The 18,345-nt window shown below is 63.7% G+C and carries 16 protein-coding genes and 1 pseudogene; 15 read left to right on the forward strand and 2 right to left on the reverse strand.

Translation table 11 applies throughout. The features are described 5' to 3' along the window. A pseudogene (gene lysK, locus JNJ68_RS16340) lies at window positions 1–469 on the reverse strand (lysine--tRNA ligase); the annotation flags it as partial. A 103-nt stretch (window positions 470–572) separates the two neighbouring features. Between lysK and JNJ68_RS16345 the strand changes: the two are divergent. From JNJ68_RS16345 to JNJ68_RS16400, 12 genes are all read left to right on the forward strand, one after another. Further along, window positions 573–989 carry a tellurite resistance TerB family protein gene (locus JNJ68_RS16345; protein ID WP_294983851.1) on the forward strand — a complete coding sequence of 139 codons (417 nt, stop codon included), beginning with the start codon at window positions 573–575 and terminating at the stop codon, window positions 987–989. Window positions 990–1,016: 27 nt separating this feature from the next. Continuing rightward, a complete protein-coding gene (locus JNJ68_RS16350; protein WP_294983853.1) occupies window positions 1,017–1,787 on the forward strand; it encodes a hypothetical protein in 771 nt (256 codons plus the stop codon). Window positions 1,788–1,925: 138 nt separating this feature from the next. Further along, window positions 1,926–3,452: a hypothetical protein gene (locus tag JNJ68_RS16355; RefSeq protein ID WP_294983856.1), complete on the forward strand. Its 1,527-nt coding sequence runs from the start codon at window positions 1,926–1,928 to the stop codon at window positions 3,450–3,452. 358 nt (window positions 3,453–3,810) lie between these two features. Further along, on the forward strand, window positions 3,811–5,373 hold the full coding sequence (locus JNJ68_RS16360; protein ID WP_294983858.1) for a 2-isopropylmalate synthase: 1,563 nt from the start codon (window positions 3,811–3,813) through the stop codon (window positions 5,371–5,373). Window positions 5,374–5,574: 201 nt separating this feature from the next. Next, window positions 5,575–6,591 (forward strand): DNA topoisomerase IB, encoded by a 1,017-nt coding sequence (locus JNJ68_RS16365; protein ID WP_294983861.1) that lies wholly within the window; start codon window positions 5,575–5,577, stop codon window positions 6,589–6,591. Window positions 6,592–6,926: 335 nt separating this feature from the next. Continuing rightward, window positions 6,927–7,964, forward strand: coding sequence for a rod shape-determining protein (locus tag JNJ68_RS16370; protein ID WP_294983864.1), 1,038 nt, complete (start codon window positions 6,927–6,929; stop codon window positions 7,962–7,964). 32 nt (window positions 7,965–7,996) lie between these two features. Beyond that, the gene (gene mreC / locus JNJ68_RS16375; protein WP_294983867.1) at window positions 7,997–9,001 is read left to right on the forward strand and encodes a rod shape-determining protein MreC; all 1,005 of its coding nucleotides are present in this window, start codon (window positions 7,997–7,999) and stop codon (window positions 8,999–9,001) included. Then, complete coding sequence (locus JNJ68_RS16380) at window positions 8,994–9,533, forward strand: rod shape-determining protein MreD (RefSeq protein ID WP_294983869.1); 540 nt, start codon at window positions 8,994–8,996, stop codon at window positions 9,531–9,533. Before mreC ends, JNJ68_RS16380 begins: the two co-directional genes overlap by 8 nt. Beyond that, entirely contained in the window at window positions 9,530–11,476 is a 1,947-nt protein-coding gene (gene mrdA / locus JNJ68_RS16385) for a penicillin-binding protein 2 (RefSeq protein WP_294983871.1), read from the forward strand. Before JNJ68_RS16380 ends, mrdA begins: the two co-directional genes overlap by 4 nt. Window positions 11,477–11,488: 12 nt before the next feature. Further along, window positions 11,489–12,628 (forward strand): rod shape-determining protein RodA, encoded by a 1,140-nt coding sequence (gene rodA / locus JNJ68_RS16390; RefSeq protein ID WP_294983874.1) that lies wholly within the window; start codon window positions 11,489–11,491, stop codon window positions 12,626–12,628. Beyond that, on the forward strand, window positions 12,629–13,252 hold the full coding sequence (locus JNJ68_RS16395; RefSeq protein ID WP_294983876.1) for a DUF1345 domain-containing protein: 624 nt from the start codon (window positions 12,629–12,631) through the stop codon (window positions 13,250–13,252). A 171-nt stretch (window positions 13,253–13,423) separates the two neighbouring features. After that, complete coding sequence (locus JNJ68_RS16400) at window positions 13,424–14,338, forward strand: glyoxylate/hydroxypyruvate reductase A (protein ID WP_294983879.1); 915 nt, start codon at window positions 13,424–13,426, stop codon at window positions 14,336–14,338. A 4-nt stretch (window positions 14,339–14,342) separates the two neighbouring features. Here JNJ68_RS16400 and JNJ68_RS16405 read toward each other — a convergent pair whose 3' ends face one another. After that, window positions 14,343–15,215 carry a MurR/RpiR family transcriptional regulator gene (locus JNJ68_RS16405; protein WP_294983882.1) on the reverse strand — a complete coding sequence of 291 codons (873 nt, stop codon included), beginning with the start codon at window positions 15,213–15,215 and terminating at the stop codon, window positions 14,343–14,345. Window positions 15,216–15,408: 193 nt separating this feature from the next. On the opposite strand from JNJ68_RS16405, the gene JNJ68_RS16410 reads away from it, so the two are divergent. Genes JNJ68_RS16410 through JNJ68_RS16420 form a run of 3 tightly spaced genes read left to right on the forward strand, consistent with a single transcriptional unit; the run spans window position 15,409 to window position 18,342 of the window. Then, window positions 15,409–15,915 (forward strand): TRAP transporter small permease subunit, encoded by a 507-nt coding sequence (locus JNJ68_RS16410; RefSeq protein ID WP_294983885.1) that lies wholly within the window; start codon window positions 15,409–15,411, stop codon window positions 15,913–15,915. Continuing rightward, complete coding sequence (locus JNJ68_RS16415) at window positions 15,915–17,255, forward strand: TRAP transporter large permease subunit (protein ID WP_294983887.1); 1,341 nt, start codon at window positions 15,915–15,917, stop codon at window positions 17,253–17,255. The genes JNJ68_RS16410 and JNJ68_RS16415 overlap by 1 nt, the downstream gene beginning before the upstream one ends. Window positions 17,256–17,301: 46 nt before the next feature. Next, a complete protein-coding gene (locus tag JNJ68_RS16420) occupies window positions 17,302–18,342 on the forward strand; it encodes a TRAP transporter substrate-binding protein (protein WP_294983890.1) in 1,041 nt (346 codons plus the stop codon). The last annotated feature ends 3 nt before the right edge of the window (window positions 18,343–18,345 follow it).

An 18,345-nucleotide genomic window follows, 5' to 3' on the forward strand; every position in this document is an offset into this window, starting at 1 on the left:
GCGTCGCATCGAACCGGCCCGACTTGTAGAACTCCGTCGCGCTGATGAACTCGTACTCGAACCCGAACGTATCCAGGAACCGCCGCAGCATCGCGTTGTTGTGGTGGCCGAAGCTCTCATACTCGCCATAGGGATCGGGCACCGAGGTCAGCGGCAGCTGCATGTGCTGGCGCAACATCTCCTGCTGCGGCACGTTCTCCGGCACCTTCCGCATCCCGTCCACGTCGTCGGAAAAACAGATCAGCCGCGTCGGAATGTCCGAGATGATCTCGAACGCCCGCCGGATCATCGTCGTCCGCGCCACTTCCCCGAAGGTCCCGATGTGAGGCAACCCCGACGGCCCGTAGCCCGTCTCGAACAGCACATAGCCCTTGGCCGGGTCCTTCCCGCCATAGCGTTTCAGCACCGCGCGGGCCTCTTCGAATGGCCAGGCCTTCGACGCCATCGCCGCGTCGCGCAGGGAAGTCATGTCCGTCTCTCCTGAAACGCCGAAGCCACCCCCGGCGCCCGTCCTCTATTGCCCCCCCTGCCTCCCGTCAATAATCTGCCGCCAAACCCTTGAAGGACCAGCCATGCCCGAATCCGGAATGTCACCCCAAGACGCCCTTGTCGCCGTCATGGTCGCCTGCTCCGCCTCGGACGAGAACATGCGCACCGCCGAGCTGGTGGCGATCACCCGCATGGTCAACCACATGCCCGCCTTCGCCACCTACGACCCCGACCGCATCCGCCGCGTCAGCCGCATCGTCTTCGACCTGTTCGAGGAGGAAGACGGCCTGGACGCCCTCTTCGGCCTGATCCGCACCGCCCTGCCCGAGCGGTTGTACGAGACCGCCTATGCGCTCGCCTGCGACGTGGTCACCGCGGACGGCCGCCACTCCCAGGTCGAGCTCCGCATGCTGGAAGAGGTCCGCGAAGAGCTGAAGATCGACCGCCTGCACGCCGCCGCCATCGAGTGGGGCGCGCGGGTAAGGCATATGGGGGTGTAGGTAAGACCAATGCTATCCAAACATGAGATGACGGATGGCAAACGCCATCTTGAAGAAATTCTCAAGGAACGGCCTGCAGAAAGCGCCGCTTGGAACGAAGCACAAAATAGATTCCAATTCGTAGACCGCTTGTTGACCCAGTGTTTAGGTTGGCAAGTTCCGCACATTAAGGTCGAAGAGCCGGATGGAGACGGAGGAAGAATCGACTACCTCCTAGGTGAAGCTGAACCTGCTAAAGCTGTCTTGGAAGCGAAGCGCCAAGCGGTGAGCTTCGGTGATCTACCCGGCAGCAATAGGATGCAGGTTCGCAAGCTTAAGCCATTGCTTGAAGCGTCGCCGGAACTCAGGGCGGCCTTCAATCAGTGCTTGCAGTATTGCGCGCTTAAGGGTGTGCGATTAGGAATCGTCTGCAACGGCCCACAACTTCTCGTCTTCCAGGCCTTCAGCTCGCACGGCGCTCCGGCGGATGGCGAATGCTATTTCTTTGACGGATTTCAGCAATACTTGGATCATTTTCAACTTCTCTGGAAGATTCTGTCACCCGAAGGCATCGCTGAGAATCGTGCGTATCGCGACATTGCATTGCATCGTTCGCCTAGAATTCCGCCGAAGGCCTCCGAATCTATCCCTGATCCACTTCGGTACCGTTACCGAAGCCCATTTCAGGAGAACATAAGAACACTTGCCAATCTTCTGCTTGAAGAAATAGAAGACAATCAGCAAGTAAGAAAAAGCTTCTACAAGGATTGCTACGTTCCCGTGGAAGCCAATAATAGGCACACGCTACTAAGCAAGTAGATCATTAAGCATAGGTATCGGCGAGCCAGCGGAGATGGTATAGATCCCAAACAGCTCAGGGCGAACCCCGAAGCGCAAGTCAGCGAGCCAATCTTTCAGGACTCGGAGCTAGCTGTAGCGTTTTCAACGCGACCTATCGTGGTCCTTGGCGACGTCGGGGTGGGGAAAACGTCGTTCTTCGAGAATCTTTCCTTTCAATTGGATGAAAACGATAGCGAGAACAACATATTTCTGCACATAAACCTTGGCCAGAAAGGGACCATTGCGAGCGATCTCCGCGCATTTATCATTCAAGAGATAGTGGGGGTTCTCCGTTCCAAATACCACATCAACATCGACTCAGATTCGTTCATAAAGTCAGCGCACCATCGATCCGTTATAGCATTTGACGAGGGACCAAACGGGAGATTGAAGCAATTAGATGAAAAGCAGTATGAGCTTCGCAAGATTGATTTCCTGAACAGTTTGGCTGCTGATCGCGCCTCACACCTTACTGCTTCATTGGCCCACCTAAGCCATGGCCAGAAGAAACAAATAATCGTCGTCCTTGATAACGCTGATCAGCGAAATTACGACACTCAACAGCAGACCTTTCTAATTGCTCAGGAACTTTCCGCGAGCGGCTCATGTTTAGTCTTTGTTGCGCTTCGACCGAGCACGTTCTTTGACTCAAAGAAGCGCGGGGCGCTATCTGGATACCAGAACAAGATATTCTCAATTTCGCCACCTCCAGCCGATGAGGTGATTGAGAGGCGACTGCAGTTTGCGATTCGAGTGGCAGAGGGGAAGCAAGAGCTTGCTTCGCTCGATGGTGTGAGATTTCGACTTGATGGAATAGTGCTGTTCTTGAAGGCGACCCTTCGATCTATACGCTCAAATCAGGACATTCAAGTTTTTCTGGGTAATATTACTGGTGGAAATACGAGATCAGTAATCGAGCTTGTGACAAGCTTCTTCGGGAGCCCAAATGTCGACTCAGAGAAAATTATTGAAATAGAGCGAAAGACTGGGCGATACCAAGTCCCGCTGCACGAGTTTACCAAGCACGCGCTACTTGGTGAATACTCGTACTATAACCCGCAGTCTTCATTATATGCCTGCAATGTCTTTGACGTCTCTGAGTCGGATCATCGTGAACACTTTCTGAAGCCAGCAATCCTAGCGTTCCTGTACTCAAATTCTGGGTTAGCAAATAGAGATGGCTATGTAATGGGCGAGGATATTATTAATGAGATGCGCAAGCTTTCGTTCGAGGAAGATCAAACTCGACACGGATTGAGAAAACTCTCGCGCAATCGCTTGGTCGAGGCGCCTCATGCGCATTTCCGGGAAATTCAGGTAAATGAGGGAGTGCTGCCAGAAGTCTTTCACTACCGCGCCACATCCATCGGAATGTACCACGTTAGGAAGTGGATTGGGACCTTTAGCTTTCTTGACGCAGTATCTATTGATACTCCTGTGTTTGATGAAGCAGTACGGGCGAAGTTGGTTGAAGTAGCAGGTTCCTTTGCAATCCATCATAGAATGGAGAAGGCTCGCCTACTTAGGTCTTATTTGGAGGAGCAATGGCTGGCCTCCGGGATTGCAACCTCCTATTTTGACTTCTCTGAAATAGTGAGATCGCAGGATTATTCGTTTCGGGCAGTGGAGGCAGCTCTGAGGTAGTAAGCTTAGGGTCACTGCCAACCTACCCTGCCCATTAACCACCCCCTTAACAAACCCTTACCGTCCACACCCATTCCCCAGCAAAGTCAACCCCTTACCCCCATCCGTCCACCGTGGACACCCCCTCGGAGTCCCTTGCGGCCCCCGCCCCCAACAAACCCCCTTCCCTTCCCCGATTTCCTCCGTATAGTCGCCCCCCATGACCAGGGGCCATCATATCCACTCCCCCGGGGCCGCACCGCGCCCCTCGACCGCCCGCGGTCTCCTCCTTCTTAGCTGCCTCTGAGCGTGCCCCCGGGCGCGACCGCTCAGAGGTGACCAGCGCCGATCAAGCCAGCTGAGAAACAGGACCAGACCCATGACCCAGAACAAAGTCGTCATCTTCGACACCACGCTGCGCGACGGCGAGCAAAGCCCCGGCGCGACCATGACCCATGAGGAGAAGCTGGAGATCGCCTCCCTCCTCGACGAGATGGGCGTCGACATCATCGAGGCCGGCTTCCCCATCGCCAGCGAAGGTGACTTCGCCGCCGTCTCGGAAATCTCGAAGCGGGCGAAGACCAGCACCATCTGCGGCCTCGCCCGCGCGAATTTCAAGGACATCGACCGCTGCTGGGAAGCCGTGAAGCACGCGAAGTCCCCCAGGATCCACACCTTCATCGGCACCTCCCCCCTCCACCGCGCGATCCCGAACCTGGACATGGACCAGATGGCCGACCGCATCCACGAGACGGTGACCCACGCCCGGAACCTCTGCGACAACGTCCAGTGGTCGCCGATGGACGCGACCCGGACCGAGCCGGACTACCTCTGCCGGGTGGTGGAGATCGCGATCAAGGCCGGGGCGACGACGATCAACATCCCCGATACCGTCGGCTACACCTACCCGATGGAATCCGCGAAGATCATCCGCATGCTGCTGGAGCGGGTGCCCGGCGCCGACCAGATCATCTTCGCCACCCACTGCCACAACGACCTCGGGATGGCGACCGCCAACGCCCTGGCCGCCGTGGAGGCGGGGGCAAGGCAGATCGAATGCACGATCAACGGCCTGGGTGAGCGGGCCGGCAACACCGCGCTGGAAGAGGTGGTGATGGCGATGCGGGTCAGGAACGACATCCTGCCCTTCCAGACCGGGATCGACACGACGAAGATCATGAACCTGTCGCGCCGGGTCAGCCAGGTCTCCGGCTTCCCGGTCCAGTTCAACAAGGCCATCGTCGGCAAGAACGCCTTCCTGCATGAATCCGGCATCCATCAGGATGGCGTCCTGAAGAACGTCCAGACCTTCGAGATCATGCGGCCCGAGGATATCGGGATCACCGGCAAAAACATCGCCATGGGCAAGCATTCCGGCCGCGCAGCCCTCAGGGCCAAGCTGAAGGAACTGGGGTTCGAGCTGGCCGACAATCAGCTGAACGATGTCTTCGTCCGCTTCAAGGCGCTCGCCGACCGCAAGAAAGAGGTCTACGACGACGACCTGATCGCGCTGGTCTCGGACGAGCAGACCAACGACGCCTACGAATACCTGCAACTCAAGAAGCTGCGGGTCGTCTGCGGCACCGAGGGGCCGCAGGAGGCTGACATGATCCTGTCCGTCGACGGGGTCGACCACCATATTGACGCGACCGGCGACGGGCCGGTGGATGCGGCGTTCAACTGCGTGAAGATGCTCTTCCCCCACAAGGCGAACCTCCAGGTCTACCAGGTCCATGCCGTGACCGAGGGGACCGACGCGCAGGCCACGGTCAGCGTCCGGCTGGAGGAGGAGGGGCGGATCGTGACGGGGTCGTCGGCGGACACCGACACCATCGTCGCCTCGACCCGGGCCTATATCAACGCCCTGAACCGCCTCATCATCCGCCGCCAGAAGACCGCGCCGGGTGAGGATGTGAAGACCGTCTCCTACCACGGCGAGTAAGAAAGGCCCGAAGTGTCCACGGTGGACATTTCGGGCAAAATATTGATAAAATTACGATATTCCGTGGACATTAACCTTCTGGAAAGGTCTGTCCACGGCCCATCTTTCGTAGAATGCCGCTGTCCTGGCAACGTGAGCCGACAGCAGGGAACCGCAGGGGCAGGCCCATCGTTTTCCGGCAGCTTCCGAAAGGGCCGCCCGATGATGCACTCCCCCATTTCCTTGCTCGCCGCCACGCTGGTCCATGTCTCGGATCGCGATCCCGGCATCCTGCGCAGGAAGCAGGGGCGCGGGTTCCGCTACGTCTCACCAGATGGCAGCCGACCGGACGCGGCACAGCTTCAGCGCATCCGCAAGCTTGCCATCCCGCCCGCCTATCGCGAGGTCTGGATCTGCCCGGACCCGAACGGCCACCTGCAATTCACCGGCATCGACGCGCGGGGCAGGAAGCAATACCGCTACCACCCCGATTGGGCGCTGGCCCGGTCCGAAACCAAGTTCGGCCAGCTCACCGCCTTCGGCCAAGCCCTGCCCGCGCTGCGCCAGGCGGTCCAGCGTGACCTGCGACAGACCCTCGGCGACCTTGCCTTCACCCGTGCCGCGCTGGTCCTGCTCATGGACCGGACGCTGATCCGCATCGGCGATCCGACCTATACCGCGCAGAACCGCAGCTTCGGGGCCACCACGCTCTTGTCGCGGCACCTGAAGGTCGAAGACGGCACCATGCGGCTGCGCTTCGTCGCCAAGGGCGGGCGCAAGGTACAGATATCGCTGCGCGACCGGCGGCTGGAGCGCATCTTCGACCGGATCGGTGACCTGCCGGGCAAGCATCTCTTCACCTGGATCGACGAGGCGGGAGAGGTGCGGCGGCTGATGTCGCAGGACGTGAACGCCTGGCTGGCCGAAACCACCGGAATGCCGGTAACGGCAAAGACCTTCCGCACCTGGGGCGGAACCCTCGCCGCTTTCGAAACCGCCCTGGCCTGTCCGCCCGGCGAGAGGCTGACCCTGCGCGCCATGGCCGAGGCGGCGGCGGAGCGGCTGCACAACACGCCGACCATTGCCCGAAAGTCCTATATCCACCCGGCAGTTCTTGGCCTCACGGCGCTCGCGCCCAAGGAGATGGAGGCGCGGCTGGACAGCCTTGCGCTGCTGCCGGACAGCGGCCTGCGGGGGTCGGAAGCGCAGCTCCTGTCGTTCCTCGCCAGCGCGACCTGACGGCGCAGAACCCCGTCGCGAGAGCGAGATGACCCGATTCCCCTGATCCGTCACCGGTCGGTAGCGCCGCAAGTCTTCGACCCCCGGCCCGTGTGAAATAGGTCGAGTTCGGGATCACCTCGAATCAATTATCCTGAAAGTGCAAAAGATACGCCGAGAATTCAGGTTCGGCTCCTTCCGAGGATCGCATTTCTGCAAGCACGCGGAAGTGCGCGGATTGCGGCCAGCAGGGCTTTCGCTTCTACCCGGCATGCCCTTATAAGAAGCGGCCCCGTCGGAGACCCCGAGTCGGGGCCAAAACCATTGCTTGCCCCAGGACTGCTAAAGGACCGCTCATGTCGCTTATCCCCGGCCTCTTCTCGTCGGACATGGCCATCGACCTCGGGACCGCGAACACGCTGGTCTACATCCGCGGCAAGGGCATCGTGCTGAACGAGCCCTCGGTGGTGGCCTATCACAACAAGGACGGCAAGAAGCAGGTCCTGGCAGTGGGCGAGGACGCCAAGCTGATGCTGGGGCGGACGCCGGGAACGATCGAGGCGATCCGCCCGATGCGCGACGGGGTGATCGCCGACTTCGAGGCGGCGGAAGAGATGATCAAGCATTTCATCCGCAAGGTGCACAAGCGGTCGACCATCTCGAAGCCGAAGATCATCGTCTGCGTGCCGCATGGCGCGACCCCGGTGGAAAAGCGGGCGATCCGGCAGTCGGTGCTGTCGGCGGGCGCGAAACGTGCGGGCCTGATCGCGGAACCCATCGCGGCGGCCATCGGGGCGGGGATGCCGATCACCGAACCGACCGGCAACATGGTCGTGGACATCGGCGGCGGCACCACGGAAGTCGCGGTCCTGTCGCTGGGCGACATCGTCTATGCCCGGTCGGTGCGTGTGGGGGGCGACCGGATGGATGAGGCCATCGTCAACTACCTCCGCCGCCACCAGAACCTGCTGATCGGCGAATCCACTGCCGAACGGATCAAGACCAGCATCGGCACCGCGCGGATGCCCGATGACGGGCGCGGGTCCAGCATGACGATCCGGGGCCGTGACCTGTTGAACGGCGTCCCGAAGGAAACCGAGATCAACCAGGCGCAGGTCGCCGAGGCGCTGGCCGAGCCCGTGCAGCAGATCTGCGACGCGGTGATGCAGGCCTTGGAAGCCACCCCGCCCGACCTCGCGGCGGACATCGTCGACCGGGGCGTGATGCTGACCGGCGGCGGCGCGCTTCTGGGCGAGCTGGACCTGTCCTTGCGGGAACAGACCGGCCTGTCGATTTCGGTGGCCAACGAGTCACTGAATTGTGTTGCCCTCGGCACCGGGAAAGCGCTGGAATACGAGAAGCAGCTTCGGCATGTGATCGACTACGACACCTGAGCCGCGCCCGCGCGGCGAAAGAAGGCTGACCCTTGGCCCGGAACCGCACCGCCCCCGAGGACTATTCGCGCCCGCTGCGCCGGCTTCTGGTCTGGCTGGCGGTCCTGGTGCTGTTTGCGCTCTTCATCCTGTGGCGGATCGACTCTCCCCGCGTCGAACGCTTCCGCGCTGCGTTGATCGACGCGGTGGTGCCGAATTTCGACTGGGCGATGAAGCCGGTGACAATGGTTGCGGGGATGGTGGACGACTTCCAGTCCTATACCCGCATCTACGAACAGAACCAGGAGCTTAAGCGGGAACTCCAGCAGATGAAGGCCTGGAAGGAGGCCGCGCTGCAACTGGAACAGAAGAACGCGCGCCTGCTGGACCTGAACAAGGTGCGGCTTGACCCGAAGCTGACCCATGTGACCGGCGTGGTGATGGCCGATTCAGGCTCGCCCTTCCGGCAGTCGGTGCTGCTGAACGTCGGCGCGCGCGACGGCATCCGCGACGGCTGGGCGACGATGGACGGGATCGGGCTGGTGGGCCGCATCTCGGGCGTGGGCGAGCGGACGAGCCGGGTGATCCTGGTGACGGATTCCAACAGCCGGATTCCGGTGACGATCCAGCCCTCGGGGCAGAAGGCGCTTCTCAGCGGCGACAACTCGCCCCTGCCGCCGCTGGAGTTCATCGAGGACAGCGACGAGGTGCGCCCGGGCGACAGGGTGGTCACGTCCGGCGACGGCGGGGTGTTCCCGGCGGGCCTGCTGGTCGGGCAGGTGGCGCTGGGGACGGACAAGCGGCTGCGCGTGGTGCTGGCGGCGGATTACCAGCGACTGGAATTCCTGCGCGTGCTGCGCAGTCACGACCTGCAACCGATCACCGATCCGGGCAGCCTGGTCGCGCCCCCTGCGACCGCACCGACGCCCGACACCTCGACCGCTGCCGCCGAGGCCGCCGCCGGGGCCCAGCCCGCCCCGGCCGAGAGCGGCAGCGTCGAGGAGGTGGGATCCGGCGCCGCCGAGGGTCCCGCCGAGCCGGAGGCCGGCGATGGTTGAGTTCTGGCGCCAGGAGCACTGGATCTTCCGTGGCCTCTTCCTCGGGCTTGCGCTGGTGCTTCTCTTTCTCCGGCTTCTGCCCTTGGGCAACGCCCCCGGCGCGCTGCCGGGACCGGACATCCTGATCTGCCTGATCATGGCCTGGATCGTGCGTCGTCCCGATTTCCTGCCGATGCCCCTGATCCTCTTGGTCATCCTGACCGAGGACCTGATCCTGATGCGCCCGCCGGGGCTCTGGACCGCCATCGTCATCCTCGCGACCGAGTTCCTGCGCAGCCGCATCGCGCTGACGCGGGAGCTGAGCTTCCTCGTCGAATGGCTCTTGGTCTCGGGCGTGATGCTGGGCATGATGCTGGTCTACCGCCTGACACTGGGTCTCGCCTTCGTGCCGCAGGCCCCCTTCGGCTTTGCCATCGTGCAGGTGCTGTGGTCGATTGCGGTCTATCCCGTGGTCGTCGGCCTGTCGCGCCTCGCGCTTGACCTCAGGAAGCCCGCCACCGGCGAGGTGGACAGTTTCGGGAGGCGGCTATGAGACGGACGGCCCGCGACAGCGAGGAAAGCAACCAGCGCCTGAACCGCCGCACCCTGCTTCTGGGCGGCGCGATGGGGGCGATGATCGCCGTCCTTGGCGCGCGGATGCGCTATCTTCAGGTCGACCAGGCCGACGAGTTCAAGCTTCTGGCCGAGGAGAACCGCATCAACATCCGGCTGATCCCGCCCGTCCGCGGCCTGATCCAGGACCGCAACGGCAAGGTGATCGCCGGGAACGAACAGAACTACCGCGTCGTCATCACCCGGGAAGCGGCGGGCGATGTGGAACTGGTGATGCGGCGGCTGGCCAGCATCATCCCGATGACCGCCGAGGAGATGAGCCAGGCCATCGAGGAGGTGAACTCGCTCTCGGCCTTCGTCCCCGTCACCGTGGCCGAGCGCCTGTCCTGGAGCGACTTCTCGAAGGTCGCGCTGAATGCCCCCGCGCTCCCCGGCGTGGTGCCCGAGGTCGGCCAGTCCCGCCGCTACCCGCTCGACACCGATTTCGCCCATGTCGTCGGCTACGTCGGCCCGGTCAGCGAGAAGGACCTGGAGGGGCTGGAAAACCCCGATCCCCTGCTGAAGATCCCGAAATTCCAGATCGGCAAGATCGGCGTCGAGAAGTGGATGGAGGACACCCTTCGGGGCGAGGCCGGGACCAAGCGGATCGAGGTCAACTCGGCCGGCCGCGTCATGCGCGAGCTGGACCGGCAGGAGGGCGACCCCGGCCTTGACATCCGGCTGACCATCGACGCCGACATCCAGAACTTCGCGCAGGCCCGGCTGGGCGCGGAAAGCGCTGCCGTGGTGGTGGTCGACGTGACGAACGGCGACATCGTCTGCATCGCCTCGGCCCCGTCCTTCGACCCGAACCTCTTCGTGCGCGGGATCAGCCACACCGACTACAAGGCCCTGACCGAGAACGACCACCGCCCCTTGGCGAACAAGACCGTCTCGGGCGCCTATCCGCCGGGGTCTACCTTCAAGATGGTCACGGCGCTGGCCGCTCTGGAAGCCGGGGTCGTCACGCCCGAAACCAAGGTTTCCTGCCCCGGCTATATCGAGTTTGGCCAACGCCGCTTCCATTGCTGGAAGCGTGGCGGTCACGGCACGGTCCGGCTGGAGCGCAGCCTCGCCGAAAGCTGCGACGTCTATTACTACGAGGTCGCCCAGAAGGTCGGCATCGACAAGATCGCCGACATGGGCCGCAGGCTGGGCCTGGGCCACAGGTTCGACATCCCGATGTCCGCCGTGACCGAAGGCAACATGCCCGACAAGGCCTGGAAGCTGGAACGCCACAAGCAGGACTGGCGCATCGGCGACACGATCAACGCCTCGATCGGGCAGGGCTATGTACTGGCCTCGCCCCTGCAACTCGCGGTGATGACGGCCCGCATCGCCTCGGGCCGGGCGGTCACCCCGCGGCTGGTGCGGATGGTGAACGACAAGGAACTGCCAGCCCCGGAGGCCCCGCCGCTGGACGTTCCGCCCGAATATCTCGCAGCTGTGCGCGGCGGCATGAACGAGGTGGTCAACGGCGACCACGGCACCGGCAAGTCCAGCCGCGTCGTCGACCCGACGATGATCTTCGCGGGCAAGTCCGGCACCAGCCAGGTGCGCAATATCTCGAAGGCCGAACGCGAGGCGGGCGTGATCTCGAACGACGACCTGCCCTGGAACCGCCGCGACCACGCGCTGTTCGTGGGTTTCGCCCCCTATGACGCCCCGCGCTATGCCGTGGCGGTGGTGGTGGAACATGGCGGGGGCGGCTCCACCGCCGCCGCGCCCATCGCCCGCGACGTGATCCTGCGCTGCATGTCCGACGGCCTGCCCTCTCTGGAAGCCTACCCATCCAGCCAGCGCGGCCGGATCGAGACCATGTTGAAAGAGCTGCCGCTGCGCGACCCCGTGACCGGGCAACCGCCCGTGAAGACCGAAACCTAAGGGGGCGGGCTGATGAGCTTCCTGGAATACCGCGTCAAGTTCGCCCCCACCGGCCTGCGCAAGGTATTGTACCTCAACTGGCCGCTGGTCCTGCTGGTCACGGCAGTCGCCTCGGTCGGCTTCCTGATGCTCTATTCCATCGCGGGCGGCAATATCGAGACCTGGGCCCGGCCGCAGATGGAGCGGTTCGGCGTCGGCATGGTGCTGATGTTCATGGTTGCCCTGACCCCGATCTGGTTCTGGCGCAGCATGTCCGGGATCGCTTATCTCGTGGCTTTTGCCCTGCTTCTGGTGGTGGAATTCTTCGGCGCGGTCGGCATGGGCGCGCAGCGCTGGATCGACCTGGGCTTCATCCGCCTGCAACCGTCCGAGATGATGAAGTTCACCCTCGTCATGCTGCTGGCCGCCTATTACGACTGGCTTGATCCGAAGAAGGTCTCACGCCCGCTCTATGTGTTCCTGCCGCTGGTCATGATCATCGCACCCACGGTCCTCGTGCTGATGCAGCCGAACCTCGGCACCTCGCTGATGCTGATCCTCGCCGGGGGCACGGTGATGTTCGCCGCCGGAGTGTCGCTGTGGTATTTCGGCGCGGTGATCGCGATGGGCGTCTCGGCGGTCGTGGGCGTCTTCACCCTGCGCGGCACGCAATGGCAGTTCCTGCACGACTACCAGTACAAGCGGATCGACACTTTCCTCGACCCCGCCGCCGACCCGCTGGGGGCGGGCTACAACATCATCCAGGCGAAGATCGCGCTGGGGTCCGGAGGGTGGAGCGGCAAGGGCTTCATGCAGGGCACGCAGTCGCGGCTGAACTTCCTTCCGGAAAAGCACACCGACTTCATCTTCACGACGCTCGCCGAAGAGTTCGGCTTCATCGGCGCCTTCTCCCTCCTCGGGCTTTACGCGCTGATCATCGGCTTCTGCCTCGTCGCCGCCTTCCAGAACCGGGACCGGTTTTCGGCGCTTCTGATCGTGGGGGTGGCGGCGAACTTCTTCTTCTACATCGCGGTCAACCTGTCGATGGTGATGGGCATGGCGCCGGTCGTCGGCGTGCCCTTGCCGCTGCTCAGCTATGGCGGCTCGGCGATGATGGTGCTGCTGGTGGGCTTCGGCCTGGTGCAGAGCGCCCATGTCCACAGGCCGCGCTAGATGATGCGCCTTGCTCCGCGTCACGGCCGGTTCCTGATCGCCTTCGCCCTGGGGGTGGCTGCGGGCATTGCGGCCTGGGCGCTTTCGGTCGCGCCGGACTTCGCCGTGCTGGCGGCGGCGGATGTGTTCTTCCTGATCTACCTTGCGCTGACCGCCCGCATCCTGGATTCCACCGGCCCCGACGAGCTGCGCCGCCATGCTGCCGAAGATGACGAGGGCGTGGTGTTGATCATCCTGCTCGCCGCGCTGGCGGCAGGGGTCAGCGTGACCGCCATCTTCCTGGTGCTGAACGCCGATGCGAGTTCGATTGCCGCGCGCGCCATGGCGCTGGTCAGCCTTCCACTCGGCTGGGCGACGATCCACACGCTTGCCGCCTTTCACTACGCCCATCTGCATTACCTGGGCGACGAGCCGGGCTTCGGATTTCCCGGCAAGGGCGATCCCAACGCGATGGATTTTCTCTATGCCAGTTTCACCATCGGCATGGCCGCCCAGGTCTCGGACGTCACGGTCCAGACCCGCCCGCTGCGCCGGGCGGTGCTTGTGCATGGGGTGGCGAGCTTCTTCTACAACACCTGCATCCTGGCTCTGGCGGTGAATGCGGCCCTGACGGCGGGGCAGTAGCACCGATTTCCTCGAAGAAATCGGACCGGATTCTTCGAAAATTCCGGTGCCCCGCGGACCTGACACGCTCAGGAAAAGCCTTGACAGATCCCTAACGCCCACGACCAACCTGTTGAAATTCTTCACCCCGAAACCCTGTCCACCGTGGACACCCGCCCGAAAGACCCACCCATGCCGACCGTTCTCTTCGCCGCCCCCTCGCTCTGGCCGGAATACCAAGAGGCGCTGCCCGCCGCCCTGGCCGAAGCCGGGATCGCGGCCCGTCTCGTCACCGAGGCCGCGCCGGAGGAGGTCGACTACATCGTCTACGCCCCCTCCTCCCCCTTGCAGGACTTCACCCCCTACCGCCGGACCAAGGCCGTCCTGAACCTCTGGGCCGGGGTGGAGCGGATCACCGGCAACCCGACCCTGACCCAGCCCCTGACCCGGATGGTCGACCCCGGCCTGACGGAAGGCATGGTGGAATGGGTGACCGGCCACACGCTCCGCCACCACCTCGGGATGGACCGCCACATCCTGAACCCCGGCCATGTCTGGGACCCGACCTGCCCGCCGCTCGCCCGCGAGCGTCCGGTGACGATCCTCGGCATGGGCGCGCTGGGATCGGCCTGCGCCGAGGCCCTGCGGGCGCTGAACTTCCCGGTGACGGGGTGGAGCCGCACCGCAAAGCCCGGCTGCCTGCACGGGCCGGACGGCCTTCGCGAAGCCCTCTCCACCGCGCAGACCCTGATCACCCTCTTGCCGAAGACGCCCGAGACCGAGAACCTGCTGAACGCCCGCACCCTTGCCCTCCTGCCGCGCGGGGCGGTGATCCTGAACCCCGGCCGCGGTCCGCTGATCGACGACGGTGCCCTCCTCGCCGCGCTGGACGCGGGCCAGATCGGCCACGCCACGCTGGATGTCTTCCGGGTGGAGCCCCTGCCGCAGGACCACCCGTTCTGGTCGCATCCGAACGTCACCGTCACCCCCCATATCGCCGCCGACACCCGCGCGATCACCGCGTCGAAAGTCATCGCCGAGAACATCCGGCGCGGCGAGGCGGGGGAACCCTTCCTGCACCTCGTCGACCGCGCGCGGGGGTATTGACGGTCTACCGTCCCACCTTCGGCGCGCGGAACACGCGGGTGCGGGCGAAATAGCCCTCCAGCCGGTTCAGCCGGTCCTGCACCTGGTCGGGCAGGTGGCCCTGGACCTGGGCCAGCAGGGCCTCGACCACCACCAGCATGGCGGCGGTGCTGTCCCAGGCGGCGGGCATCTCGATCTGGCAGGGCAGGGTGTAGCGGGCATGCGCCGCGGCGGGCGAGAGCCAGCGGTCGGTGATCAGCACCACCTCGGCACCCTGCTCGGCAGCAAGCTCGGCGAAATGCACCGCATTGCCCTCATACCGGCGGATGTCGAAGATCACCACCACATCGCCCGCCCGAAGATCGAGAAGCGCCTGTTGCCAGTCGGTCAGGTGGTCCGACAGGAAGGTCACGTCGGGCCGGATCACCCGCAGGAGCGTGGCCATGTAGTCGGCCATCGCATGCGTGAGCCGCCCGCCGCTGATCGCCACCCGGCGCGCCGGGTCGGCCAGAAGCGCCGCAGCGCCGGTGAAATCGGCCGCCGGGATCAGGCCCAGCGTCGCCTCGACATTGGCCACCACCTGCGCGGCAAAGCCCTGCAACGGATGGGCCTGCGGCTCGCGCGCGCCCTCGGGCAGGCTGAGCGGCGCGACCAGCAGGCGCTCCACCTCGGCCTTCAGCGCGGCCTGGTAGTCGGACCAGCCGCGATAGCCGAGCTTCCTGACCAGCCGCATGATCGTGGGCGAGGAGACCTCTGCCGCCTCGGCCAGCGCGGTGATCGAGCCCAGCGCCGACATCGGGAAATGCGACAGGATATGCGTGGCGGCGCGGCGCTCGGCCGGGGTCAGATCGCCCAGCCCGGCCCGCATCCGGGCCGCAATGGTCAGTGACCGCTCCATCCACCCCCCTGTCCGCACCGGCGATTCCTCGGAATATTTGTAACAGCTTTTCCTTCGCCGGAAAATTCTTGACACAATGCCGCGGCTCGGCAGACGCTTGACGGCAGAACAGGGGGATGAATCAGCCGATGAAGCTGTCCGCCACAGCAACCGCCATCGCGGTGCCTTGCCGCACAAGGGAAGCGCAGCTGCCATGCCGCGCATCCTGATCCGCTTCGTCCGCCTGGTCGAGGCGGTCAACTACGCCGTGGGCCGCTTCGCCATGTACATGCTGTTCGTGCTGGCTGGCGTTCTCCTGTGGTCGATCGTCGGCAAGGCTTTGGGTCAACCGCCGCTCTGGACGCAGGAGATGGCCCAGTTCGCCATGGTGGGCTATTTCGTCCTTGGCGGTGCCTATTCGCTGCAACTGGGCTCGAACGTGCGGATGGACCTGCTTTACGGTCGCTGGTCGCCGCGCAGTCAGGCGGCGGTCGACGCCGTCACCGTCTTCGCGATGATCTTCTTCCTCGGCGTCATCCTCTGGGGCGGGATCGAAAGCACGATCTATTCCTTCGAGGTGGGCGAACGCTCCCGCTCGGTCTGGCGACCCTACATGGCGCCGATCAAGATCGTGATCTGCATCGGCGTCATCCTGATGATCCTGCAATCGCTGGCCTTCCTGATCCGCGATCTCGCACGGCTGCGCGGAGAGGACATCTGATGGACTACAATCACATCGCGCTGGTGATGTTCGGCGGGATGATCATCCTGCTTCTGACCGGACAACGGGTCTTCGCGGTGATCGGCTTCGTCGCGGCGCTGGCGGCGCTGGCGCTTTGGGGTGAAGGCGGATCGGCCATCCCGTTCACCAGCACGATCAAGCTGATGAACTGGTATCCGATGCTGACCCTGCCGATGTTCGTCTGGATGGGCTATATCATGTCGGAAACCCGAATGGCCGACGACCTTTACCGGATGTTCCACGTCTGGTTCGGCCCGATCCCGGGCGGTCTTGCCATCGGCACGATCCTTCTGATGGTGCTCATCTCGGCGATGAACGGGCTGTCGGTGGCGGGGCTGGCCATCGGCGCCACCATTGCGCTGCCGGAAATGCTGAAGCGCGGCTATGACAAGGTGATGGTGACGGGCGTGATCCAGGGCGGGTCGAGCCTTGGCATCCTGGTGCCGCCTTCGGTGGTGCTGGTGCTTTATGCGATGATCGCGCGCCAGCCGGTCGGGCAACTTTGGCTGGCGGGCGTGTTCCCGGGCCTGCTCATGGCCGGCATCTTCATCGTCTATGTCGTCATCCGTTGCGGGCTGAACCCCCGCCTCGGCCCGCCGCTGGCCAAGACCGAGCGCAACGTGCCCTGGGCCGAGAAAATCCGCCTGCTGTCGGCCGGGTTGCTGCCGCTGGTGATCTTCGCCGCGATGATGGGACCGTTCATCTACGGCTGGGCCAGCCTGGTCGAGGCTTCGGTCATCGGGGCGGCGATCTCGACCCTGGTGGCGGTGGTCCGCCGTCGCATGACGGCCCGGGTCTTCGAGGTCTGCGTCACCAACACGCTGGGCGTCAGCTGCATGTTCATGTGGATCCTGCTGGCGGCGCTGGCCTTCGGCGCGGTGTTCGACGGGCTGGGCGCGGTGAAGGCCATCGAGAATCTGTTCCTGCGCGACATGGGCCTTGGCCCCTGGACCATCCTGATCCTGATGCAGGTCTCGTTCCTGCTCATGGGCATGTTCCTGGACGACACCGCGATGCTGGTGATCGTGGCGCCGCTCTACATCCCGCTGGTGGCGAAACTTGACCTCGGGATGGCGCCGGGCGATGCGCTGATCTGGTACGGTGTGCTTTACACGATCACCTGCCAGATCGCCTATATCACGCCGCCCTTCGGCTATAACCTGTTCCTGATGCGGGCGATGGCGCCAGACCATGTGACGCTGGCCGACATCTACCGTTCCATCGGGCCTATCGTGGCACTGATGATCCTGACTCTGGTCATCATCATGGTCTGGCCCGAAATCGCGCTGTGGCTGCCACATCAGGTCTACGGCCAATGATCCCGAGGGGCGGACGAACCGCCCCCGCAACCCAACGGAGGTAAAGATGACGACGACGAGACGGAAATTCCTTTCGACCGGGGCCCTTGCCGGCGCTGCGGCCATTGCCGCCCCCGCCGTTCGCGCACAGGACGCGCCGATCAAGTGGCGGATGCAGACCTATGCCGGCGCAGCGCTTGGCGAGCATGTGATCAAGCCCGCCATCGACAGCTTCAACAAGATCGCCGCCGGACAGATGGAGATCGAGCTGTATTTCGCCGACCAGCTGGTGCCGACGTCCGAACTGTTCCGGGCGATGCAGTCGGGTACCATCGACGCCGTGCAATCGGACGACGATTCCATGCAGTCGCCGACCGAGGTGACAGTGTTCGGCGGCTACTTCCCTCTTGCGCTGCGCTACTCGCTCGACGTGCCGGTGCTGTTCAACCAGCATGGCCTCGATGCGATCTGGAAAGAGGAATACGCCAAGGTCGGCGTGCAGCACATCTCGGCCGGGTCCTGGGATCCCTGCCACTTCGCCACGCGCGAGCCGATCAACACGCTGGCCGACCTGAACGGCAAGAAGGTCTATACCTTCCCGACCGCCGGGCGCTTCCTGGCGCAGTTCGGCGTGGTGCCGGTGCAGCTGCCCTACGAGGACGCCCAGGTCGCGTTGCAGACGGGCGAGATCGACGGCGTGGCCTGGTCCGGCATCACCGAGGACTATACGGTGGGCTGGGCCGATGTGACCAAGTACTTCCTGACCAACAACATCTCGGGCGCCTGGATCGGCCATTTCTTCGCCAACCAGGACCGCTGGAACGAGGTGCCGCCGCATCTGCAAGAGCTGATGAAAGTCTGCTTCGAGCAGTCGCATTACTATCGCCAGTGGTGGTATTGGGGCGGCGAGGCCGACCTGCGGGTGAACGGGCCGAAGCTGCAGCTGACCTCGATCCCCGATGCGGAATGGGCCACGGTCGAGGCTGCCGCGGTGAAGTTCTGGGACGAGGTGGCCGCGGAATCGGAAACCAAGGCGAAGGTCGTGGAAATCTTCAAGAAATACAACGATCTGATGTCCAAGGCCGGGCGGCCCTACCGCTACGGCTAAGGG

Source organism: Tabrizicola sp. (assembly GCF_016793705.1).
Taxonomy (GTDB): Bacteria; Pseudomonadota; Alphaproteobacteria; order Rhodobacterales; family Rhodobacteraceae; genus Tabrizicola.